The organism is Qipengyuania nanhaisediminis, from assembly GCF_900115585.1.
GTDB lineage: Bacteria > Pseudomonadota > Alphaproteobacteria > Sphingomonadales > Sphingomonadaceae > Qipengyuania > Qipengyuania nanhaisediminis.
In genome coordinates, this window is sequence record NZ_FOWZ01000004.1 from 1 (window position 1) to 22,403 (window position 22,403).

20 protein-coding genes are annotated in these 22,403 nt (G+C 58.8%); 7 read left to right on the forward strand and 13 right to left on the reverse strand.

The genetic code is table 11. From position 1 onward, the window contains the following. Positions 1–709: 709 nt before the first annotated feature. From BM173_RS11265 to BM173_RS11300, 8 genes are read right to left on the reverse strand one after another with little or no spacing between them, the layout of a single operon-like run. Positions 710–1,579, reverse strand: a complete 870-nt coding sequence (locus BM173_RS11265) for a hypothetical protein (RefSeq protein WP_090481672.1) — start codon at positions 1,577–1,579, stop codon at positions 710–712. Continuing rightward, positions 1,566–1,904, reverse strand: a complete 339-nt coding sequence (locus BM173_RS11270; RefSeq protein ID WP_177201887.1) for a hypothetical protein — start codon at positions 1,902–1,904, stop codon at positions 1,566–1,568. The genes BM173_RS11265 and BM173_RS11270 overlap by 14 nt, the downstream gene beginning before the upstream one ends. Positions 1,905–1,930: 26 nt before the next feature. After that, positions 1,931–2,986, reverse strand: a complete 1,056-nt coding sequence (locus BM173_RS11275; RefSeq protein ID WP_090481678.1) for a tetratricopeptide repeat protein — start codon at positions 2,984–2,986, stop codon at positions 1,931–1,933. Continuing rightward, the gene (locus tag BM173_RS11280) at positions 2,983–4,215 is read right to left on the reverse strand and encodes a hypothetical protein (protein WP_218152647.1); all 1,233 of its coding nucleotides are present in this window, start codon (positions 4,213–4,215) and stop codon (positions 2,983–2,985) included. Before BM173_RS11280 ends, BM173_RS11275 begins: the two co-directional genes overlap by 4 nt. Further along, a complete protein-coding gene (locus BM173_RS11285) occupies positions 4,212–4,694 on the reverse strand; it encodes a DUF3617 domain-containing protein (RefSeq protein WP_090481681.1) in 483 nt (160 codons plus the stop codon). Before BM173_RS11285 ends, BM173_RS11280 begins: the two co-directional genes overlap by 4 nt. Then, the gene (locus BM173_RS11290) at positions 4,691–5,542 is read right to left on the reverse strand and encodes a hypothetical protein (protein ID WP_245755871.1); all 852 of its coding nucleotides are present in this window, start codon (positions 5,540–5,542) and stop codon (positions 4,691–4,693) included. Before BM173_RS11290 ends, BM173_RS11285 begins: the two co-directional genes overlap by 4 nt. 3 nt (positions 5,543–5,545) lie before the next feature. Further along, positions 5,546–6,622: a tetratricopeptide repeat protein gene (locus BM173_RS11295; RefSeq protein WP_090481684.1), complete on the reverse strand. Its 1,077-nt coding sequence runs from the start codon at positions 6,620–6,622 to the stop codon at positions 5,546–5,548. 13 nt (positions 6,623–6,635) lie between these two features. Beyond that, on the reverse strand, positions 6,636–7,301 hold the full coding sequence (locus BM173_RS11300; protein WP_143089633.1) for a tetratricopeptide repeat protein: 666 nt from the start codon (positions 7,299–7,301) through the stop codon (positions 6,636–6,638). Between the two features lie 414 nt (positions 7,302–7,715). On the opposite strand from BM173_RS11300, the gene BM173_RS11305 reads away from it, so the two are divergent. The 6 genes from BM173_RS11305 (at position 7,716) to BM173_RS11325 (ending at position 13,906) form a co-directional block, all read left to right on the forward strand. After that, a complete protein-coding gene (locus tag BM173_RS11305; protein ID WP_090481689.1) occupies positions 7,716–8,399 on the forward strand; it encodes a response regulator transcription factor in 684 nt (227 codons plus the stop codon). Positions 8,400–8,587: 188 nt separating this feature from the next. Continuing rightward, the gene (locus tag BM173_RS11310; protein WP_245755872.1) at positions 8,588–9,748 is read left to right on the forward strand and encodes a sensor histidine kinase; all 1,161 of its coding nucleotides are present in this window, start codon (positions 8,588–8,590) and stop codon (positions 9,746–9,748) included. A gap of 200 nt (positions 9,749–9,948) precedes the next feature. Beyond that, complete coding sequence (locus BM173_RS11315) at positions 9,949–10,392, forward strand: hypothetical protein (RefSeq protein ID WP_143089634.1); 444 nt, start codon at positions 9,949–9,951, stop codon at positions 10,390–10,392. Positions 10,393–10,753: 361 nt separating this feature from the next. Continuing rightward, on the forward strand, positions 10,754–13,312 hold the full coding sequence (locus BM173_RS11320; RefSeq protein ID WP_218152648.1) for a CHAT domain-containing tetratricopeptide repeat protein: 2,559 nt from the start codon (positions 10,754–10,756) through the stop codon (positions 13,310–13,312). 174 nt (positions 13,313–13,486) lie between these two features. Continuing rightward, a complete protein-coding gene (locus BM173_RS14610; RefSeq protein WP_177201888.1) occupies positions 13,487–13,624 on the forward strand; it encodes a hypothetical protein in 138 nt (45 codons plus the stop codon). Positions 13,625–13,642: 18 nt separating this feature from the next. Then, the gene (locus BM173_RS11325; RefSeq protein ID WP_177201885.1) at positions 13,643–13,906 is read left to right on the forward strand and encodes a DUF5996 family protein; all 264 of its coding nucleotides are present in this window, start codon (positions 13,643–13,645) and stop codon (positions 13,904–13,906) included. 109 nt (positions 13,907–14,015) lie between these two features. On the opposite strand, the gene BM173_RS11330 is transcribed toward BM173_RS11325, so the two are convergent. The 5 genes from BM173_RS11330 to BM173_RS11355 form a co-directional block, all read right to left on the reverse strand. Next, positions 14,016–17,216: a TonB-dependent receptor domain-containing protein gene (locus tag BM173_RS11330; RefSeq protein WP_090481701.1), complete on the reverse strand. Its 3,201-nt coding sequence runs from the start codon at positions 17,214–17,216 to the stop codon at positions 14,016–14,018. 258 nt (positions 17,217–17,474) lie between these two features. Next, positions 17,475–17,954 carry a hypothetical protein gene (locus BM173_RS11335; protein ID WP_143089635.1) on the reverse strand — a complete coding sequence of 160 codons (480 nt, stop codon included), beginning with the start codon at positions 17,952–17,954 and terminating at the stop codon, positions 17,475–17,477. A gap of 423 nt (positions 17,955–18,377) precedes the next feature. Further along, positions 18,378–18,884 carry a peptidoglycan-associated lipoprotein Pal gene (gene pal / locus BM173_RS11345; protein WP_090481709.1) on the reverse strand — a complete coding sequence of 169 codons (507 nt, stop codon included), beginning with the start codon at positions 18,882–18,884 and terminating at the stop codon, positions 18,378–18,380. Between the two features lie 281 nt (positions 18,885–19,165). Beyond that, positions 19,166–19,858 carry a response regulator gene (locus BM173_RS11350; protein ID WP_090481711.1) on the reverse strand — a complete coding sequence of 231 codons (693 nt, stop codon included), beginning with the start codon at positions 19,856–19,858 and terminating at the stop codon, positions 19,166–19,168. After that, positions 19,855–21,327 carry a sensor histidine kinase gene (locus BM173_RS11355; protein ID WP_090481714.1) on the reverse strand — a complete coding sequence of 491 codons (1,473 nt, stop codon included), beginning with the start codon at positions 21,325–21,327 and terminating at the stop codon, positions 19,855–19,857. Before BM173_RS11355 ends, BM173_RS11350 begins: the two co-directional genes overlap by 4 nt. 203 nt (positions 21,328–21,530) lie before the next feature. Between BM173_RS11355 and BM173_RS11360 the strand changes: the two genes are divergently transcribed. Beyond that, positions 21,531–22,010 (forward strand): MgtC/SapB family protein, encoded by a 480-nt coding sequence (locus BM173_RS11360; protein WP_090481717.1) that lies wholly within the window; start codon positions 21,531–21,533, stop codon positions 22,008–22,010. The last annotated feature ends 393 nt before the right edge of the window (positions 22,011–22,403 follow it).

Here is a 22,403-nt window from a genome sequence, read left to right on the forward strand (position 1 = left end):
GGCTCCGCTACGCAGCCCATTGCTTCAACCGCGCTCATGCGCAACAACGCGGTCCGGCTCTAATCCCAGCTGGGGGAAAGCTGGGGGTCACGTCAGGTCTCACGAGCCAGCCGATATTTTTTTGATGGTCCACGGTCACTGCTTCTTGTTTACGTCGCCACGGTCAAATTGTGCTTTTATTGAGCTTGTAAAGTGCGGGCGCGGATCGCGGATTTCCGTTCCAACTAGGGTCACGATTTGCTTGTCCGAGGGGTTCCCTCGGACAAGCTGACCGTGACCGTGAGGCAAGCTAAACTTGACCGTATGGCTTGTCTCCAGTCCGCAATGCGCCCCTTTTCCGACGCTCGCGTGTTCGTGGCCTTCCCCCGAAAGCTGCTATTAGTTCAACCTTTCATCGAACGCAGCTTGCGACGCCATGCGGAACCTTTTTCAGTTTTCGATCCAGGCGACTGCCAGCCGACGGGTACGCGCCTGAGGCCGAACCTGATCCTTGCGATTGATGATTAAATATCATGGGGCCCATTCGACATGGAGTGCAGGATGAAATCTATATTTCACGAGATTCGAGATCGTTGGGGCGCCGAAAGATCAGACATACCTGTTAATTACTTTCCTTTAAGTTTGAGGCTGGAAGAGAAACTGCACGAACCCTTCGAGTTCAGACCTGGTTCAAATGACTGATTGTCCACGCACTGTCTAACTCACGGTACTATCTCGAACTACACTTCGTGACCCAGGCGGCAGGTGTGCCAGGGCCAGCCGGCTCAAGATATTTGTCGCAATGCCTGCCGATAGAGCCAACCGGCTTGGCTTTGGCTAGGCGAGCCTGTTCTGCTCGGTCGGCAGCTGCACGGTGGGTCCAGCTTCGACCTTGAGCTTCCGAATAGTTTCGATCACGCAATCGCCGCCGGTACTCGGCATCGACAAGGCGAGTGGCAGCGGGATTGTACTGCCAATACCGCGCTCCGACCATTGCGAGGATTGCGGCATCACTGAACCGTCTGATCCCGCTCGCGCCGGCATCCACGACGAGACGACCGAGCAGTTCGCCTTTCGGACTGTCGGCGAAAGGATCCTTGCCGTTCGGCATCTGGTACACGATGTAATCGGCTACGCTGGGAGCGTCGTCAGTCCGCTCAAGAAGGCTTTGCAACTGCTCGACACTCAGCTCACGCACCAAACGGCCAGCTTCCGAAGTGGCCGCGACTTGCTCGCGACGCTTCAGATATTTGTCCTCGCACGAGAGCGCAGCCATCATGATCATGCTGGCTAGCTCTTCCGCCCCGTCTTCGTCGTATATTTCCTGCCAGTACCCATTGAGCGCAATCGCCGCTTTGGCCTCGCTGATAGAATGGCTCGCCGCGAACTGGTCGAAATGCGCCCACACCTCATCGCTCGTGACGCGCAGTACCTCGTCGGAATAGGCTTCCGCCCAAACCAGGGACTTGCCGCACTCATAGATCAGGACAGCTTCCTGCTGTTCCTCGCTCACTTGTGCGGCCAGAGCGCCAGGCAGGGCAAGAAGCGAACCGATGGCGAGCAACCGCGCGCCTATCCTCAAGGCGCTAGAGCTGGGCATTGCATTCCAGGGCACGTTTCTTGAGCCGTTCAAAGGTGTAGTCCGCCCCCATCTTCCGCTCCATCCGCTTGTATTTGGCTTGCGCCATTTCGAGATAGGGACGCGCTTCGAGGCCGGTGCCCTGGCTCACCTGGGAGACGATGGAATCCCACGTTTCCGCGCCGTACTCTAACGCAATGCCCTCGCGCTCAACCTGATAAATAACATATCCGCATTCGGCGATCTGGCGCATGGATTTTTCGTTTTCACTCTCCTTTGCAGCCAGCGGCGATGTGGCGATGCTCGCGATTGCAAGCGCAGCGACTGAGAATGATGATTTATTCATGGTCTCTTCCTTGTTTGAGAGTTCGATCAATCCGATGCCGATAGGCCGGACAACGTGCCGCATCCGGGAGCGTACCCGAGATCGCAGGCTTTACGCGCAAGATTGGCGGCAATCCGTCGATCCAACGCAACCCCTTCGCCCGCCATGCGCATATCGGCCGCGATGAAGCAGGCACCGCCGCTCTTGTGGTTGCATCCTTTGAGCGCGAGATCGTATGCGCCCTCAAGGTTTTGGGGCACGCCGCGACCTTCACGCAATTGCCTCGCAGCGTTCGAGCAACCAGCGCCGTCCAGCCCGTCGCAAGCCGCTGTGAATGCACCCAGCGCCGGTTCGCGCCAGCTTTCGCCCTCGCCGCGATCTGCCAGCTGCATCCACATGATACCCAGATCGTTGCAGGCGGTGGCGATCTTGCCATCGCAGGCCATCTTCAAGTACCTGCGCGCCGATGCCTCGTCCGCATCATGCGCCAGCCCGTCGCGGGCCATGACACCGATATTGGCGCAGGCCTGCCACTGCTCGGCTGCACAGGCGCGCTCGAGCAGGGTATATCCGCTCTTGGGGTCGGATGGCCCTCCTGTGCCGGTGGCGAGTAAGGCGCCGGCCTGGCCACAGGCGTCCATCGCCCCCATATCGCATGCTTGAAGATAGAGTTTGCGGGCAACCGTGAGCTTGGCGGGATCGATTTTTCCGCCCAGGGTTGCAACCCGTGCGAGAACATTTGCCTGCCAGCTGCATCCCTGACCCGATCCGGCTTCGCAAAGGATGCCGGATATCTGCGCGGCGATGACCAGTTCCTGAGGACCGCCGCGCCCTTCCAGCAACATCGGGACGAGCAGGTGGCAAGCCTGTGCGTTGCCGAGGTCGCATCCCTGGGCGAACATTTCGCGCGCTTTGATCGCGCGCTCCTCACCCGACAGTCTGGCGAAGATCCGCCCTGCACTGAGACAGGCATTCTGGTTGCCATCGAAACACGATCGTTCGATCTTCGATCGCTCGGTGTCAGGGGCGTTGCCGGCCTGCGCGGGAGGGCCAAAAGCCAAAGCGCCGAATGCCAGCAGGATTGCCAGGAAATTTCGCGTCATCGGTCGTCCCTCGTGGCTATCGGAGCGTTCGACCACTCCAATGAGGACCGGATGTCATCCAAGCTGATTTCCTTGGTCGAAGCGTCCTTTCCTATCTCCAGGAAACTCGCCCAATCCTTGCCATCGATGCGATAGGCGATGGTCATCGTCAGCTCGTCATTGAGCTTTGCGAGCTTCCCTTGCGCGTCGGCGGGAAGGGCGAATTTCGAAGATGCGGTAAAGTTGCCGGTTCCCTGGCCGCCAAGTTTGGTCAGCGGATAGGACTGTCCGTTCGAAATCCGCAATTCAATCGCATCGAAATTGCCGTCCATGCGTGCCGTCATTCGTCCGGCCCTGGAGAGGTACATTTTGCCCCCGGCCGAATAGGTGCCTGGTCGGGAAAGCATGAAGAGGGCTACGTCCACATCACTCGTGTCGAGGACGCGATAGGCAATGACGCCGGTTCCGGTCGGGTACCGGCTGAAGCCGCCACGCCGCGATCTCCAGATACCGAAATCATCAGACACAGGGTCGCTAACGATATCCGACCCGACCGAGGTGAAAACCTGCTTCTTGCCAGGCTTGCCTTTCTGCAAAAACAGATGGTTGTCCTCGGTGTGACGCAATTGCTCGTACCCTGCCTGCATCAATTCCGAGGACTGCCGTTTGACGCACTCTTCATCGATCATGGCAGCAAGTTCACCTTGCAGCGCTTCGAATTCTGCCTTGTTCGGAGCCTTGTCGTATTTGGAAACCGCTGCGGTCGCAGCATAGCCCCATTCATTCCTGCTCAGGGCGGGGCCTCCCCATGCCACGCGGCAGTCCTTGGGTTCGATCGAGACCTCGAGCGGCGCGGCGATCAGCGCTTCGGCCAGTAGTTCGCTCTTGTCGATAATCGACCACGCCTCGGCATTATCGGCTCTTTTGATACAACCGTTCCAAGCCTGCTTCGCCTTGTCGAAAGGGCGCATTTGCTCGAGCTGCTCGTCAGTCGCGACCGCTCTCAGCTTGCTGCGGAACATGCTGTGCAGGAGCCAAAGGGCGCGATAGTTTCCGATAGTGAAGAGATCGCAGCTCTCGTTCGCGCCGAGGCTGTAATCGACCATGCGGTACATGTTTACGAAACTCTGGACCTGTTGGGCTTGAGTGGCTTGCTGTTGGTCCTGTGCATGTACTGTCTGCGAAACCAAGGTGCAGGACAGAGCGGCGATCAAGGCGGTCGCTTTCATTCGGGCAGGAAAAAAAGTCATTTGTCTTGGCCCTCGCAATCGCCGATCCGTTTCATATTGAGCCGGCTGATCATGGTAGCACCCACCGTGTTGCCACCGCCGCTTAGAACCTGGACCCCGAAAGCTTTCTTGCCATCGCCGGATACTTCGATGGTCAGATTACCTGTCATCGTCATGGTCGGGTGGGGACAAGAGAGACGTGCCTCGAACTTCCTTCCGGTTTGCGTCGCATCCGAGATCCGACAATTCGGAGCAAGCATAGCGGGCTGAAGCGTCGCCTTGTCCGGTCCCAGGCACATCGTGTTCGATTGAATCACACGATTCTCATCCACACTGCGATGACCGTCCTTGGCGGTGCTGTCGCTGAACGTAGCGCCTCCTTCGCGTACGAGTTCGATTTCCCATTCGCCGGGCACGATAGTCAGCGCTGCATCCGCTGCGGCGAGCGAACCAGCCGACAGAAGCAAAACTGCCGCCAACGGCTTCTTCATGTGTATCATTCATCGTCTCCTGACAGGGCTCCGCCGTTCGCTTCGGCATGAACCGTCCTGGCAGCTCCGACGGATTTGCTTTCGGTAAAGGTGACGGAGCTAACCCTTAGGCCGTGATCAGATTGCTCGAAATCCAGCACGACCACTCCGCCGATCGCGCAGCAACCCGCATCATCGTCGCGGCGCACCGGTGCGAAGGCGGTCATCTCATGGAAATTGAAACTGACGGGTGAGGCTGTCGAGAATTCGGGTGGCAGCAGCTGGTCGGCCTGCTTCAAAAGCGATGCCGCAGCGGTCCAGTTCCAGCCCTCTCCCCTCGTGAAGAATACGAGATCGGAATTCCCCAGGGCTCGGTTCACCGCCGGAATATGCAGGAGGAACCGACTGTTCTCGCCATCATCTGCACCATGAACCGCAATAGGTGCATCGAGGTAGCCATCGACCTGCCGGGACGACAGCAGATAGAAAAAAGTTTCCCGATGCTCCGCCAACACCAGCATTTCGGTGCGAGGACCGTCCACTGGTTGCAGGTGGAGCACTTGCCAATACAGGTCTGGCACGATTCCGAAAGCACCGATGCGCCCGCTCGAAGCCACACGGCATGCAGCTTCGGTTTCATAAAGGCAGCGCTCGGCAAAGTCCGCCGGTTCGGCGTCTTCCACCCGCACCGCCCGTTCGATCGTCTCGTCGTCGCACCCGCTCATATAGCCACCGTCCGGGCAGACGAGGGCGTGGTTCGGGAATTCGTCGACCTCTTCGTGCGGTGCCGCCTTTCCTGCGGCTGGTTTTGCCGCTGCGAGTCCCAACAGGATCCCGCCTGCAAGCGAAAACACCATCGGTGAGTGTACCGAGGTCATGGATCAGCGTTTCCCTGAGGTGCATGACGACGTGTCGCCAAGCCTGCATGCCCTGCGAAGAGCCTCTGCTGCAGCGATGCCAGCAGCTGTTCCCGTTTCGCTTTCGCCCGCGATACGTGCGAGCGTTGCACAGGCCTTGGGCGACCCCAGTTCGCAGGCATGGGCGACGAGCGAAACTGCGCGCTTCTCATCGATCCGCCCACCGATGCCTTTCTTGTGCATGACACCGAATGCGAAGCAGGCCTTGGCGACGAATGCATCGCAGCCGTAGCGCATATAGCGATAGGCTGCGCCTGGATCTCGGGCGCTCTCCGGCCCTTGGGAATAATAGAGGCCAAGGTCAGCGCAGGCTATCCCGACGCGTTCGTCGCACGCTGCCGACAATGCATTTAATTGGCGCTTTGCATCCACTCCGGCTGTTTCTTCCATAAGCGGTTCGAGCAGGGCGTCGCATCCACCAGCCCAGCCGGTCGCACACAGGAGGTCGTTGCGGTGAAATGTTTCATCGCTGGATCGCGTGCCCCCAGGAAGCATGGCTGCGCCCCTGCAGTGCGTGGAGACTTCCTTCTTACAGGCGCGCAAGCCGTAGGCTTTGACGGCGACAAGATCGATGCCTGGCTCTTCTACCTCCCCAAGCAACTGGGCAGCATCGACGCAGGCCTTTTCGCCTCCGGGATGACGGCACTCTTCGCCCATCGCCAGCAAGGCAAAGGTCATGACCCCATCGGGTTCGGTGGAATTCGCGCGGGACAGAGGCCCGAGCGCCATTCCCGTAAACTTGCAGGCCACATCGTCGCCCGCCCTGCAAGCCCTCGCAAACATCCGCGCGGCCCTGATGTGATCCTTCTCGTTGCTGGCCGTTTCGTGTTCGATCTGGCCGGCCATGGTGCAGGCAGCCGGCAGGCCCATGTCGCAGGCCTGGCCGAACATCGAGAGGGCCGCCAGACGTTCGCCTGCGGCGTCATATGCGAGGCCGCCTCGATGGATTTCAATCACGGGGTTATCGTAAGTAGCTTCAGCGATGGCGGGCTTCGCGGCAAGACCAACTATTGCGATGAAGCAAGTGAGGGCGAAATTCATCCGGGGGACCACGTTATACGCCCTCCTTCTTCATGTCGGTCGCTCTGAGGCATCCCTCTGTGTAGAGTTGCCGACAAGCGGCCATGTATCCCTCGTACGCCTTCGCCCTGTCCGGCTGAGTAACCCCGCGGCCATCTTCGATCATCCTGGCGGCCCTGAAGCAATTGCGGCCGCCGTACTTCTTCTGGCAAAGCTCGACGTAGATCCCCAAAGCGCCGGGATCATCGACAGGACCGCCTTCGCCATTGAGCAGAGCGTCCGCATAATTCTGGCAGGCTTTCAACAGGCCTTGGTCACAGGCTATGAGGAAGGCCCTGCGCCCTTCGGCCATGTCGACGCCGCCGCCTTCACCGGTCATGGCCATCACGCCATAGTTCTGGCAGGCAACGTCATCGGCATCTTCGAAGCACAGGGCCTGCAAAATCGCGCGCGCGCCTGCGGCATCGCCTAACTTGGAGAGCCGATCGGCATCCGCATACAGATCACGGATACGTTTTTCGTCGGCCGGGAATTCGCAGGGTTCGCCGCGCTCTACCCTCGCATGCTGTTCATCGGCCCAGCGGGATTCCTCTTCGCTCACGACACGACCGCCTGGTCCCCCCATCCGGCTCAGCATGATCTCGGCGTAAAGAAACTCGCATTGCTGTTCTGGGGTAGACCTTTTGATTGTCTGTCCCATGACCGGTCCCGAAATCATAAGGCCCGACATGGCGAATGCGACGCCAGACAGAATTCCGGTTCGGAGAAAATAAGAACGCATGCGACCCCCCGCCTCAAATGACGGCCCTTGGCTACGCCTGACGAGGCGAATGCGTAATGCACGTTTGCTGATAGAAAGATGACAATGACTGTTAGAGGTGTGCGCTCACCCCAGTCGCGGAGGGTCGCCGGATCTCTTAACAGGACTTGTCACAGGATTGGATGCGCAAACCTGCTAGGCCTTCTTTTGCGACCCGGCGGGCTTGCCCGCACACCTACGGACCTCTCCTAACCTGGGAGAGGTCCGATTTTTCGGTTGCGCCATGAATGATGCAAACCGAAGAATGGGGGCAGCGGGATTTTGGACAGCGGCGAAGCTGGTGAGGTGGTGTAGATGAAATTACTCTATATCGAAGACGATGCGCGCGCTGCCGCCGAGATGAGCGATATTGTCCGCGAGCAGGGGGACACCCTTGCCGTGGAGAGCAATGGCGCCGACGGATTGAGACGTGCCGGACTGGAATCTTTCGATGTCATCATCCTCGACAGGATGCTCGGCGATGCCGATGGACTCGAACTGATAAAACGCCTGCGCGGCATCGGGGTAAGTACGCCAATCCTGATGTTGAGCGCTCTTGGCCGGACAAGCGACCGCGCAGAGGGGCTCGAGGCGGGCGCAGACGACTATCTCGCTAAGCCTTTCGAACCTATCGAACTGATCGCGCGAGTTCGGGCGCTTAACCGACGCGCTTCCGGTCGCGAACACAGCGCGGTCATCCTCTTCGGTACATTCGAGTGTCACGTAAAAGCCCGCACAGCATTTCGCGACAACCAGCACATCGGTCTTAGCCCTCGCGAATTCGAGTTGTTTCGGTACTTCATGGAAAATGCGGGCGAGGTCGTGACCCGCGAGATGCTACTGCGCGATGTGTGGAATATGTCATTCGATCCGCAGACCAATGTGGTCGACGTCAATATCGGGCGATTGCGACGCAAGCTTGAAGATGGCTTCGATAGCCCGGCGCTGGAGACAGTCTGGGGTACCGGATATCGCCTGTTGCAGGGACGCGCATCATAATCTTCTCCCGCTCCATCTTTACCCGCATCGTCCTGCTTTCGGCAGTTCTGTCCGCAATACTGCTTGCCGGTTTGTGGTGGACGACAGACCAGACAATTCAAGAAACCTTTGCGGCCTCGACACGCGAAAGCGTCGATGTCGATCTGACTGGCCTGGTCGATATCTATTCCAGCGGAGGTCAGGCCGAATTGGAGAAACGGATCGACGACAGGCTTGCGCTCAATCCGACAGATGGGGTGCGCGCGCATTATTTGCTGGCAAACCGGTCTGGCAAACGGATTGCTGGAGATCTTACCGAATGGCCCGACCTTGATCCGGCGATATCGGAAAGTGGAGAAATCGCGATCGGCAACCGTAGCGAAGCGTACGCCCGGGCGACGCTGATATCGGAAAACTTGCAGCTTCTCGTTGCGCACGAGCAGCCCGAACGCTCTTTCCTGCTCGCTCGGGTGAGCCTGGTTTTTCTGCTTGGTGGTGCCGTGTTCGTAGGCTGCACAGCCTTGTTCGCGCAAATCGCCAGTGTGAGAGTTCGCGACAGGGTGAGCCGGGTCAGCGACGCCTTTCGCAGGCACGACGAACCTGCACTGGATCGCATGGCGGCTCCAAGAAACCCGGACGAGATCGACCAGATCGCGAGCCAAGCGTCCCAGGCGGTCAGGCGGGCTCGGCAATTGACACAGGCCTATCGTGATACGTCCGAGCAGATAGCACACGAAATTCGCACGCCGCTGATGCATCTCGACAGCCGCATAATGAAGGCGATCGCCAGGCAGCCCGATCAGTCGACTACTGCAGAACTGCTGGAAGCCCGTGCCGATATAAAACGCCTCGTCAGTACTCTGGAGGCGCTGCTCGATATTGCTGCCAGCCAAGCCGACCGGGGAGATTGGAAGGGTATGAACCCGGTCGACTTTAGTTCTACGGTGAGGCAGATTTGCGAACTATATCAGGATAGTGCGGAAGATGCGGGCTATCACCTGAAATGGGAAATCGCGGAGGACGTAAACGTGTTGGGGGATGAAGCGCAATTGCGACGGATCGTCACGAACCTGCTCGACAATGCGTTCAAGTACAATCGGCCAGGGGGCGATATCACTGTCTCCCTCCAGCCTGGCCCACGCCTTAGCGTTGTCGATCAGGGTCCGGGCATTCCTGCAGCAGAGCGCGAGAAAATCTTCGAACGTTTCTACAGGGGCACGACCGCCGGCTCGGACACGCAGGGAAGCGGAATGGGACTCGCCCTTGCAAGAGCGATCGCGCAACGTCACGATTTGTTTCTCGGCATCTGCGACAATGAAGGCGGTGCAAGGTTCGTATTGTCGCCAAGCGAGGGCAGCGAGTGCGTTTGAGAGCCATGGTTCATCGCCATCATGTTCTAGGCCCGGGGCGCGTCCCTGCGTTGGGGTTCCTTGCGCTGCTTGCCACGGTTTTGCTGGCAGGCTGCACCTCGCAAGGGGGGGCTGAAAACTCTCTGGCGAGGCCGCTTATGCAAGGCTCCACGGCGCCCAGAGCGATGTCTCCTGTCGAACGGCTAGCAAATGACCTGGCGATGGCAGATGTCGCTTTCGAGAACGGTGATGCCAAAGCGCTGGCCAATCACTTGCAGTCTGTCGACCTGGCGGGCGCAACTCCATCGGATGCAAATGGAGAGGCCAAGCTGAACGCGTGGCGCAGCAGCATTGCCGCAGCCCCGCCTGCTATGCGCGGCAGGGTGCTTGGCCCTGCATATCTGAGCGGAATCTTGGCAGCCGGATCCAGGATCAATACTGAACAGGTCCTGCTTGGCGGCAAGGCTGTAAGCATCGCTGCCGGGACCGCCCCACGAGATACATTACGTCTTCGCATAGTCAGAGGTGATGGAAAGATCGTCTGCGAGAAATCACCCGCTCATGCGCGCGAGTGTCGTTTCGTGCCGACATATACCCAGCGTTTCCGCATAGAATTATATAATACAGGACCGGAGGATGCGCGCTATCACCTCGTTTTCGATTAGGTGCCTCTCGCTTGTCGCTGCGCTTCTTTGGGCCCCATCCGTAGTAGACGCCGCCCATGCCAGCGAGCAGAGTTCGCCGTACTCGACCGACCTTCCGCAATTTGCCCATCTTCGGGCCTTGGAGGCGCGTGCCAACGACCTTCAGGAAAACGAGGCGCAGGACGCTCTGGGCAGGGGACGGATTATCGCCGGATGGAAAGCGCTTCAGGAGGCGGCATCCAAGACTTTCCTCCAAGACGGTTCGGTTCATCCCCTGGCCCACATAGCCAAGCTCAAGATAGCCTCGCTCTTATATGCGAACGGCGAGATAGATACGGCTATAGCACTGGCGGAAGAGGGCATCGCCCAAAGCCGACCCTACATGGCGGACTATCCAATACCAATGGCCGACAGCGCTGCGCTTCTAGGGGTCCTTTGGACCCAGAAGGGCGAACCCGAGCGAGCGCTCGCGATGGTCGAAGCGACTTACGGGGACTTCACGCAGGCCATTGCCGACAAGCCAAGTGCGGGCGCCATATTGGCAAAGTCCAATCTCGAACATTCCCTTTCCCAAATCACCCTGCGGATGGGCCGCACGCAGGACGCGCTCGATTACCAGAAAGCCAGTCTCGATACGCGGGAAGCTAGCCTCGGCCCTTACCATCCCGACACGGTGGCGGCGTACTACAATTACGCCCAAACCCTGCGCAGGGCCGGCCAGATGCAGGAAGCAGAAGCGATCGCTCGCGCGGCTGTCGAAAGGGCCAGCGCGCATGTCGACCCGTCACATCCCAGTTATGCGCGCGCCTTCGAAATGCTCGGAATTGTGCTCGCAAACTCAGGTAGGCCAATTGAGGCCACAGAGTTCCTGTCCAATGCGCTGGAACTCAAACGTCGATATGAGGGAGCAGACACGCTCATTTTCGGATATGGCATTCACAATCTAGCCACTATCCTGCTGCAGCGCCGCCAATTTGAAGAGGTGCGACCGCTATTCTCCGAGGCGGAGGAAATAATGTCCCGATATCAGGGGCCGAGCAGCGCATTTCCCGTCTTGGCCCTTGCGTATAATGGGCAGGCATCTCTCGCGCTCGGCGAACCTGCCGAAGCGCGACGCCTTCTCGATGATGCTTTTTCGCGGCTTGGTAAGGATACCAAGGATGTCGAGGCTCTATCGCGAATAGTGCCAGATCTGGTGCGCTCGCTCAGACTTGTCGATCTACCCGACAAGGCCCTCGGTCATGCCGTCGCCTACGAGCAGCGCGTTCTTGCAAGCGACACGACCGATGCTTTCGAAATAGCGTTTTCAAGATTGCTGCGGGTTTCGGCCACGCCATCCCGGGACGATAGGATGCTGGCTGAGGCGGCGCACGCCGTGCTCGGAGCAATCCGCCGTTCCACCGTGTCTGACCAGGCGGCAGGTCTCCAAGTGCGTCATCTCGCTGCAATTGATCTGGTGCTGGAAACGGCTGCTAGGCACCAGGATCCTTCTCTCATGCTTGCCGCAATGTCGCTTGTTAGCGGCTCGGACATCGCACGTGCGGCTAGCCGGGGTACCGAAAAGCTAAGTTCCGATCACCCCGAATTGGCTACGATGCTCAGCTTCAGGCGGCAAATGTCCGACCGATTTGAGAAAGCCGATCGGGCAATGCTGCTGGCGCTAGCCAGAGGCGGCAATGCAGCCGATTTGCAGGTGGAGTTGGATGAAGCCAGCAGCGAGTATGAAGCCGCTGAAAGATCTCTTCATGAGCGCTTCCCCGCATGGGCTGGTATGGGCTTGCAAACAACCCCATCGATCTCTGCGCTTCGGGCATCGTTGAAAGAGGGCGAGGCCGTGTTCGCGGTCGCTCCAGTTTACTACGGCTCTTACGCGCTGGTTGTGACACCGGACAGTGCACATGCCGTGCAATTGACGACAAGTCGAAGGCAACTGGTCGATCTTGCCAATTCGTTGGGTAGCAGTGTCAGGGTAGGAGCCTTGGATGAGGGCGCCTCCCATGCACTCGGGCATGCCTTGTTCCCGCAAGGGGTGCGAGACCAACTGGCCAATACGAAGAAGCTGCACATTCATGCCAGCGGGCCGCTGGGGTCACTACCATTCTCCTTGGTGAAGGGATGGGGTGAAGATGACGATGCCGCTTGGCTGACGGACCGCTTCGTCCTGAGCTATATGTCGGCACTTGCACCAAGAGAGGGCAAGTCCGCCGACAAGGTAACGAGTGATGCCTTGAACCTCGTCGCCTTTGCTGCTCCGCAGATCGCCAACTTCACAATTGCGACGGCGGAACAGGCTGGTTCCGCTAGCCTGCAGATCTCGGACTTTTTCACGCGCACCTCGGTCGACAGGTTGGCGGTTTCCACTCTTCCGCCCTTGCCAGGCACGGCTGAAGAAGTTCGTGCGATTGCGACATCCGTACCGTGGAAGAACAAGCAGCTATTTATCGGAGCCGAAGCGAACGAAGCGGCGATGCGGCGGGAAGAAACCAGCCGCGCAGACATCCTCGTACTGGCAACGCATGGTCTGGTTGCGGGCGAGATCGAAGGCATAGCGGAACCGGCGCTGATTCTTTCAACTGGCGCAGACGCATCGGACGACGGTGTCCTGACCGCCAGCGAGATCGCCCGGCTCGACATCCCGGCGGATTGGGTCATCCTGTCTTCATGCGATAGCGCGGCCGGAATGGGAGGGGGGCTCCCCGCTTTTTCAGGGCTCGCGCAGGCTTTCTGGCAAGCTGGGGCCGACGATCTCCTGGTGACGCATTGGAAGGTGCGTGACGATATCGCCGCTTTCGTGAGCTCTCGAACGGTTCTCAATTACCTGGGAGGTATGACGAAGGCCGATGCCTTGCATCACGCGATCAGGCAGCTGCGCACGGAAAGTGGTATCGAAGGGGCGGCAAGCCCATTCGCTTGGGCACCCTTCGTTTTGATTGAACGATGATCGCGCGAAGGCCTTTCGCGTCAGCAAGTTGGAAGAAGTACAGGGCATTGTTGTGGACACACGGGTCGACGAAGGCATGATCAGTTCGTCCGGGGTGGCCAGGTGGCCATCAGGCTCAGCGCGCGGGAGCCATAGCAAGCCGAGCAGTGCCCCCTCTGCAGGCAGACCCACCGATTGAATACGTCGCTGGCACTCCAGCCGCCAATCGAAGTCATCACGCAGTTTGTCGCGATTGCGCTGCTGTCCGAGTTGCTGATGATGATCCCTTGGCGCATTTTGCCGACTGCTGTCGAAAAGGAATCGCGCGTCTAAGTAATTGGGGAGAAGACGATGACCGAAACTGACCAGTGGCCGGATATTCCTTTCGAGGCCTGGAAAGACACTTGTGCCGCGCTCCATCTTTATACGCAGATCGTGGGTAAATACCGTCTCGCACATACGCCATGGGTCAACCATTCCTGGCATGCCACGCTCTATGTGAATGCCGATGGCCTAACGACCGGTATCCAGCCGCGGCGGTTCAGAACTACGCCGCTGTATCAGCACCAAAAAGGGCCGGAGATTAACTCCGGCCCTAGAGGGGTAGGACCCTAGGGGATCCTCGTTTCAGGTCCAGTCTGAGATAGGCCCGACTCGGAATACGGAACCTGCCCCGGTTGTCGCGCTGGATTACCCGAACTGTTTCGTGAGGTTCAGATCATCCTCACAGCTTTTTCTCGATACCGACGTAGAAGAAGCGGCCCACCGGAGTGAAAGGGTTGCCGGCCTCTGTGCCAAGAAGGTCGTAAGGAGGCAGTTTGTCGAACACATTGTCCACGCCGAGGTATAGTTTGCCCTGATCCATCGGTTCGAAGTCGATCCGGAAATCATGGTAGGTGACATCGGGATACCAGGCGGAGGGCAAGGCGTCCGGATTGAGCGGATCGCGATCCTGGACCGAGAACATCGTTTCGTAGTTCGCGCTGACCGTCTGCCTGCCGATGTACCGCATCCGGTAGCCGAAATTGACGTCATCATTGCTGAGGTTCGCCGAGAGCTGACCCTGCCACGCGGGGTCGCCGAGCTCACTCTTCTGCCGGTCGTAGAAATCGACGTCGGTGACATCGGTATAGTTGTTGCGCTTGATGACATAGGACAGCAGGCCGCGCAGCGAGAGTTCGAGCTCTCCTCCAAGGTTGCTGCGATAGCTCATGTCCATGTCTACGCCCGAGGTCTCCTGCTTGGCGAAGTTGAACGGCGCGATCAGTGCCGAGGGGCCGGTCGGAGTCAGCGATACGGTCGTACCCGCATGGATGACGTTCGACTGACCCTGAAGCGTGCCGTTGGCGTTGCGGAAGACAGCTGCGCAGTACTGGTTGTCGATGCCCGAGGGGTTGTCATAGCATTGGTTGATAACCTGCTGCCCGCCGAGCGAGAAGATCACGTTGTCGATCGTGATGTCGTAATAGTCGGCAGTCAGCGAGAAACCGGGAAGGAAGCGCGGTTCGAAGATCGCGCCCACCGTCCAGCTCTTGCTGCGTTCTTCGGCAAGGTTGGGGTTGCCGCCGTTGTTTGCGGAGATGCCGGATGCCGGGATATTGGTGAACGGCTCGGTCGTGGTCACGCCGCCGACCGTAAAGGTCTGGGTCGTCGGTACCCCGGCCGCCGCGCAATTTGCCGCGCGGTTGGGGTTTTCGTTAATGCGCGTCTGGCTGCACGGATCGGTAAAGCCGTTAATGAACGTTTGCGTGGCCGCCGAGAACAGGTCGCTCTGCGTTGGCGCGCGGACTGCCCGTGCATAGCCGGCGCGGAACTTGATGTCGTCGATTGGGGCATAGATAGCGTTGGCGTTCCAAGCGAACACGCCACCGGTTTCGCCGACGTTGTAATCAGAGAACCGGCCTGCCGCGCCAAAGCTCAGTTCGCGCACGAAAGGCATATCGGCCAGCAGGGGAACATTGATCTCGCCGAACACTTCCGTCACCTTCAGTTTCGGCGGATCGAAGTCCGAGATTGCATTCAGAAAGGTAAGGCCATCCTTCGTTGCCTGGTCATAAGCGGCAAAAGCGGTCTGTTCGCGATATTCGCCGCCGAGGACGAAACTGATCGGGCCTGCGGGAAGCTCGAAGAGTTGCGAGAGGTCGCCGGCAACGTACCCGGTGAAGTCCAATAGAGTGGCTTCTTGCTCGCGGCTGGACGTGTAGAGGAAATAGTCCAGCGCTGCCTGGCTCGGTGCTCCATCGCCGAAAAGGTTCACCGGAACGCAGGCGGGGTCGTCATTGGTCGTGCTTGCGTCGGCGTTGATCCGGCATACGATCTGGCCCGCCGAATTGCGTACCGCATCGATCGCATTGGCGTACTGCGCGCGCAGCAGATTCCCTGCCGTTTCGTAGTAGGTTTCCAACTTGCCGTAATTCGCCGCGATTTCATAACGCCAATCGCCGTTGAATTCGCCTCGGATACCGGCAACGATCGAGTAGGTCTCGCGTTCGTGATCCTCGCCGCGACCGCCGAAGTCGACGTTGAAACGCTGTGCAGCAAAGGTCGTAGCGCTGGACGGCAGGACCGAGCGGAGCGTCGCCAGAGCCTGGGTTGTCAGGAACGGGTTGTCCAGACGGAAAGTGTTGTTGAAGAAGGTCGGCTGGCCTTCCTGGTTGGCGGTTACATTGACATAACGGGCTTCGATGAAAGGATCGAATGCGGGCGAAATTTCGAAATGCGCAAGTAGGGTTGCCGAATACCGCTCGAGACCCGGCGAAAGCATGCCGGTGAGGCGAAGGGTAGACCCAAGGCCGCCTACGCAGTTGCTCGACCCGAGCGGACGCAGATCGGTAGTGCACGGATTGGCGATCAGGCTTCCGTCAGGCTGAAAGACGAAGGTGCGACCGAATTGCGCAAGGCCGTTGCTGCTGTTCGGATTCGCAAGGCCGGAACAGGCAGCGGCCCGCCTGGCGTTGAATTGCGCAGTGGTTTCGCCCGCTGCTGCCGACGTCGGACACGATGCGGTAAAGAGACCGCCTTCCGAGATATTGTTGTTCCGAACTCCGTTCAGGAAGGAAGTGTCGGGGATACCGTTGCCGGTCGCCGGTTCTGCAGGTCGCACACCGATGGTGGGGTTGACGATCTGGCCCGTGAACTCGGTAGCGTTGAACTGGTTGCGCCCGCTGTAGGCGCCGGTCTGTCCGTCGCGATCTGTGAAGTAGAGCGTATCCTGGCGCGCATATTCGCCAGCGAAGGAGATGTTGCCGCGCCCGTCGCCGAAGTTCTGCCCGGCCGTGATGCTCGTGAAATAAGATTCACGATCGCCGCGGTCGGAAATCCCGGCCTGCCCGCGAACGCGGATGCCTTCGAAATCGTCGTCGAGGACGAAGTTGACGACACCGGCCACGGCGTCCGATCCATACACGGCTGAATTGCCGCCCGTAACGATGTCCACACGCTCGATCAGGTCTGAAGGGATCGAATTGGTATCGACGCGTTCGACACCCGGCGTCGCAGTAATCTGGCGGCGACCGTTGACGAGGGTAAGGGTACGCGCGGTGCCAAGCCCGCGAAGATCGAGGGCGTTGATACCGGCCGTGCCGATGAAGCGGGTCGAGTTTGCCTGGCTGAAGGTGGCGCGGAGCTGGGGAAGCTGGTTCAGCGTATCCCCGAGCGACACGTTGCCGGAAGAGAGGTCGGCATAGGTAACCGAGGTGACCGGGACGGGCGACGTCAGGTTGACCGGCAGCGCAATGCGCGAACCGGTAACGACGATGGCGGTTTCTTCCGTGTCCTGGGTTTCTTCACATTCGCCCGATGCGTCGACGATACATTCGTCAGCACTATCCTGGGCCTGGGCGGCGGAAGGTGCGGCGAGAACGGCAAAAGTATAGCAGGCAAGAGTAGTCGATGCGCGAAGCGCATGCTTCATCGTGAAATTCATTGTGTAACCCCCTAGTGGCGCCTTCGCTTGGTACGAAGCCTGCCAGTGTCACCCTGCCTCAATGGCGATCGCTCCTCGATTCGCCCCTCGGCGACACAGATTTACCAAGGTCTTCGAATGGGCGTTCCCACGCGTTTTATATGCGCCATCCACGTCCGCCCCGGCAGTGCGATGGCTTGGGGTTTCAAGCAGTAATTCGATCGCGAAAACAATGCGATGGAGCTACGCCGGGAAGGGCCCGAAATGCGCAATGGCCCCTCAACCGGCTATGGGATCGATGTCGCCGCTCGTTGAGGGAGGCGGGTCTTCCGATACCAGAACACTGCCCTGTTCGATCGGGTCCTCTTCCATGGGCGAAGTTCGGCGGGCTAACCGTTCGTTTCGCCGGTCGATCTCTGCCTGCAGGGCGGAAAAGAAGGTGTCGTACGGTTCCGCTTCACGGACCGTGCGCTGCAAGGATTCCCCCTTTGCCGACATGGTTCGAGAGCGCGCGAAAATCACCCGGACGGCGGTCGAATCGTCCGATAACCGGTCGATGAATACCGATACGGAGGTCTGGTCGGAGCTGCGGGCGAGTCCCCCGATTTCTAGCGCGATTCTTTCTCTACCGGACCCTGATGCCGTGATGAACCCTGAGGTGGCATCCGCTTGAGTCGGCCGAAAGCCGAGGTCCGCGAGGACCGTCATGACGCTGGCGAAGACGCCCGCGCTCAAAGTGCCAAATTCGCGTTCCTGCACGAACCTGTCGCCGCCAGGCTGCCCATGATCAGTGGTGGCCAGGGTAAGGCTCGGTCCATTGCCGGAGTCCAGGGCCGCGAGGCCTGTGCAACCGGTCTGGAAAGCGGCAAGAAGTATGAAAGCTCCAGACCGGAAGTATGAATGTTTGGGCAATTTGCGACGACCCTGTTCTATTTACCGCTGTCGATCCGAACCCGTCCGGACAGCCTCGATCTGTTGACCATCTTCCGACGCGCAGACCAGAAGACCCATCGACAGGCTAAACAGGCATATCGCCAACAGGAATAGCGCCTGACGCCGGACGAAGCGGTCTTGCTGCTGTGCAAAAGCCAGGGACGTGGGATCGAGCGATGGGGGCCAAGATTTGGTCATTTGTCATTCTCCGGCCCCCGTGGAATTGCGGTATCTTCGTGTCGTTGTCGATCAATCGATGGTTATGGTCGCAGCCCGCCGGTTTTTCTGCCAAGCTTCCTCGTTGCTACCGAGTGCGACGGGGCGCTCCTTGCCGTAGCTGACGACAGCGAGACGGCTGCCGTCGATGCCGATCGAGATGAGATAGTTACGCGCGGCATTGGCACGGCGCTCGCCCAGTGCGAGGTTGTACTCGCGGGTTCCCCGTTCGTCGGCATGGCCTTCTATGCGAGCCATCTTGTTGGGGTACTGCCTTAGCCAGTTGGCTTGCGACCGGAGGGCTGCGGCATCGATATCGTCGATATTATAGCGATCGGTATCGAAGTAGATGATGTCCTGCCCACCCATTTTCGCGAGAAAGTCCGCGTGGCTTCCCGGGATCGGCTGATTGCTGGTCGACTGGCCCGTCGACGCATCGGCGCCCGGAGCCGGAGGCAAGGTTTCGACCTTCTTCTTTCCGCAGCTTGCAACGGCAAGACCCATGGAAAGCGCGATCAGTACAGTGTGAACTCGAGACATTTAATGGCTACTCCTAAGTCGAGTCACGTCGACTCTTATCGTGAACCAATATCGCATCCCGATCCCCGCCCGTTCGTACGGATTTTCAACGCGCGCATATAATTTCCGTAGGAACACTGCGGAATTTGTCCGGCTATATTGCAGTCGTGATCAGGGAGGGCCTGGTCCACATAACCGGCAGACCGATTCCCTGACTTCAAAATGACCCTGGGGTCTGCCGGTTACATTCGTACCTATGCGATCTTCTGAACTCGGCGCGCTCTCAACGGCGCGCCGTTTTTTTAACCGACCGGCGTCAACGTTTCGGCAAGCCGGTAGCCGACACCGCTTTCGGTGAGAATGAGTTCGGGATCGGAAGGGTCCTCTTCGAACTTATCCCGCAGCATGGCGATATAGCTGCGTAGGTATTGGCCATCGACGACCGGTTCGTTCCAGCCGGCGATCATCAATCTGCGCTGGGTAACGACTTGTCCCGAACTGCGCACCAGTGCCTCGAAGATTGCGAATTCCTTGGGAGAGAGATGGACAGGTTCGTCCATCAATCGAACTTGTCGTGTTCTCAGATCGACATGCAGCAGATCGGACGTGAACACGGCAGCGTCCTTGCCGCTCGCTTCGTTGAGGCGCCTTTCGACCACACGAATTCGCGCCAGCAGTTCCTCCATCCCGAACGGTTTGTCGATATAGTCTTCTGCGCCCCTATCGAGGGCGCGAACCTTGTCGGCCTCCAGGTGTCGCGCCGAAACCACGATGACCGATGCCTGCGCACGGCTCTTGAACGCAGAGATCAGATCGGCGCCATCAGCGTCCGGGAGCCCGAGATCGAGCAGGACCAGATCGACGGAGGTTTTGTCGATCGCTCGCAAGGCTTCGCTCGCGTCGGTCGCCTCGATAACCTGGTGCGAAAGCGCGGTGAGTACCGGATTGAGTGTACGGATTATCGAGGGTTCGTCGTCAACGATAAGGATTTTCATCGTGACTGGTCCTCTGGCGGATGTGAACGGTCTTTGCAAAGCGGGAAGCGCAGTTCGATCCTCGTCCCGCGCCCTTCTTCGACCGGCGATACCACATCGATCTGCCCTCCACAGGATTCAACGAACCCCTTCGCAATGTAGAGACCAAGTCCCGAGCCTTCGTGATTGCCGTTATGGTTGCCCTTGAAGAAACGTTCGAACATCCGCTTCTTGTCGCGATCGTCGATCCCGCGACCCTGGTCGGTAACCGTCAATTCCGCCAATTCGCCATCGGTCCGCACGCCGAGCGAAACTGTCTGATTCAGGCCGTATTTGCGAGCGTTATCGAGCAGGTTGAAAATGGCCTGCTCGATCAGGGACGGATTGGCATCGACCAGGACAGGATCTTCGTCGTACTGTCGTTCGATCGTGATATCGGGGTGAAGGGTGCGCAGCTGGCGGATGGCCAGTGTGGATAGCTCCCGCAGATCGACCACCTGGGTCGACGTCGAGGTCAAACCGGCTTGGATCTGTCCGACATTGAGAAGCTCGCCAGTATAGCGATCGAGCCGATGGCACTGCTCGATGATCGTCTCGAGCAAAGTGACCCGCTCTGCCTCCGGAAGTCGGATCTTCGGTGAGACCAGCGCCCCTGCTGCCGCCTCGATAACGGTGATCGGGGTTCTAAGATCGTGTGATACGGAGGAGAGGAGCGTATCCTTCAACGTCTCGCTTCGCGCCTGCGCCCGGTTTTCCGCAACCTCATCGAGCAGGATGCACCGTTCGATGGCGAGAGCAATCAAGGCTGAAATAGATTTCAGATCGGGTAGCCGGGGCCGATCTTCGATCAGATCGGTTAATCGAAACCTCGCCAGCCCCAGTGTACCGCGCGCGCCGGCAAGCTCGAGTATCAGGGATTTTTCGGCATCCCCTTGCGCTACGCCTTCCATGAGAGGTGCCAGCCGGTCCATTATTACCTCACCGGATCCGGGGCGCACATAGAAGTCCCCCTGTGCCAGGTAGATGTGGACCGAACTCACCCCCTGGGTCGGCAGGATCTGACGGAGGGTGGTCTCGATTTCCTCGACTTTCACCGCCCTTTGAAGACGATCGCTGATGGTCAGCAGGAAAGCTGTTTCCGACTGCGCTCTCGATGCCTTGTTCGCGGTATCTCGCAAGCGGCCGACGAGGGTCCCTGTAATGAGCGCGGTCGCGTTGAAGGCGATAAGCGGAACGGCCTCGTCTACGGTTGTGACGCCGAATTCGAACACCGGTTCGCTCAGCAGGAAGTTGTAAACGAACGAAGCTGCGAATGCTGCTATCAGAGCCGCATAGACCCCGGAATGGACGGCTATCAGAATGACGCCTACCAAGTACACCAGAACGGCCGTGATCGGGCGATCCGCAACTTGGGCGAGATGCGTTCCAGCGGTGGCCACAACGAAAAGAATGCAATCGAGCAGCCACCCGGGTGAAAAGTTTTTCCGCATTCGACCTACTTTAAATGATCGTCTCTCGTTTCAAACTAGCTGAATTGCGCGATCATCGCTCGTACGGATTTTCTATGCCAATTTATAAAAGGTGCCAGAACCGCACCGACATCCAATTGATGACGGGTAAGCAAAGGCACCCGGCGATTGGTTGATGGGGCACTGGCTGGAACCGGCTGGGGACACCAAGCGTAGCTTGGCCCATGGAATTTTTCGTACCGGAAACGATGGACTGGCAGGGCGCGGCGTTGAGGTTCGCATTTGCGACCGTGCTTCCCTTTCTTATCGGTCTGGAGCGTTTTCTTAGGCGAAAGCCGATCGATTTCAGGCCGTTCGTCATCATTTCGGTCGGCTCTTGCGGTCTGGTGATGGCGTCGATCGAGATGCTGCAGACAATCAATGATAGCAATTCCAACATCGACCCCACCCGAGTCATCGAAGGCGTTATTACGGGAATAGGCTTCCTTGGAGCAGGAGCGATCTTCCGCGAAGGCAATTTCGTCCAGGGGGCGGGCTCGGCTGCGGCAATATGGGTTGCCGGTGCAATTGGACTGACATGCGGGATGGGCGAACTCTGGCTAGCGATCACCATGTCTGCGATCGTGCTGATACTTCTGATCGCGAGCGCGCCTTTCACAGCCAAGTGGGATCCTGATCACGGCGAGGACGGGCCCGGACAGTAACGCACCCTCATGTCTCCCTCGAATTTTGCTGGCGAGACAAAACCTAACAATCAGCGGTTACGTTCACCGAAACGCGCCAGGGAAGTTCGATACTCGACAAAGCCGTATAGAGGAGCCGGAGACGTGGAAGGTCCATTGGAGTGGGTAGCCTCTATAGGCACAATCATCGCGGCTGCCTTGATCGCTCTTGATATCGGAAGGCGCGTTACCGGCTGGGGGTTTGTGCTTTTTACTCTCGTGTCGATCCTATGGATTTACTCCGGGATGGTAAAGGACGCGATGCCTATTGCCGCAATGAATGCGGTCCTTCTTCTCATCAACGCATGGGGAGTATGGCGGTATCTCATCCGCAAAGAAGATAGCTGATCCCAGACGCAAGATCTGCGCTGCGTT

Bases quoted from the DNA above. Each gene is read 5' to 3' on its own strand.
- BM173_RS11265 (WP_090481672.1), bottom strand. From the start codon at position 1,579: ATGCCCAGCTCTAGCGCCTTGAGGATAGGCGCGCGGTTGCTCGCCATC.
- BM173_RS11270 (WP_177201887.1), bottom strand. From the start codon at position 1,904: ATGAATAAATCATCATTCTCAGTCGCTGCGCTTGCAATCGCGAGCATC.
- BM173_RS11275 (WP_090481678.1), bottom strand. From the start codon at position 2,986: ATGACGCGAAATTTCCTGGCAATCCTGCTGGCATTCGGCGCTTTGGCT.
- BM173_RS11280 (WP_218152647.1), bottom strand. From the start codon at position 4,215: ATGACTTTTTTTCCTGCCCGAATGAAAGCGACCGCCTTGATCGCCGCT.
- BM173_RS11285 (WP_090481681.1), bottom strand. From the start codon at position 4,694: ATGATACACATGAAGAAGCCGTTGGCGGCAGTTTTGCTTCTGTCGGCT.
- BM173_RS11290 (WP_245755871.1), bottom strand. From the start codon at position 5,542: ATGACCTCGGTACACTCACCGATGGTGTTTTCGCTTGCAGGCGGGATC.
- BM173_RS11295 (WP_090481684.1), bottom strand. From the start codon at position 6,622: ATGAATTTCGCCCTCACTTGCTTCATCGCAATAGTTGGTCTTGCCGCG.
- BM173_RS11300 (WP_143089633.1), bottom strand. From the start codon at position 7,301: ATGGGACAGACAATCAAAAGGTCTACCCCAGAACAGCAATGCGAGTTT.
- BM173_RS11305 (WP_090481689.1), top strand. From the start codon at position 7,716: ATGAAATTACTCTATATCGAAGACGATGCGCGCGCTGCCGCCGAGATG.
- BM173_RS11315 (WP_143089634.1), top strand. From the start codon at position 9,949: ATGGCAGATGTCGCTTTCGAGAACGGTGATGCCAAAGCGCTGGCCAAT.
- BM173_RS11320 (WP_218152648.1), top strand. From the start codon at position 10,754: ATGGCGGACTATCCAATACCAATGGCCGACAGCGCTGCGCTTCTAGGG.
- BM173_RS11325 (WP_177201885.1), top strand. From the start codon at position 13,643: ATGACCGAAACTGACCAGTGGCCGGATATTCCTTTCGAGGCCTGGAAA.
- BM173_RS11330 (WP_090481701.1), bottom strand. From the start codon at position 17,216: ATGAATTTCACGATGAAGCATGCGCTTCGCGCATCGACTACTCTTGCC.
- pal (WP_090481709.1), bottom strand. From the start codon at position 18,884: ATGTCTCGAGTTCACACTGTACTGATCGCGCTTTCCATGGGTCTTGCC.
- BM173_RS11350 (WP_090481711.1), bottom strand. From the start codon at position 19,858: ATGAAAATCCTTATCGTTGACGACGAACCCTCGATAATCCGTACACTC.
- BM173_RS11355 (WP_090481714.1), bottom strand. From the start codon at position 21,327: ATGCGGAAAAACTTTTCACCCGGGTGGCTGCTCGATTGCATTCTTTTC.
- BM173_RS11360 (WP_090481717.1), top strand. From the start codon at position 21,531: ATGGAATTTTTCGTACCGGAAACGATGGACTGGCAGGGCGCGGCGTTG.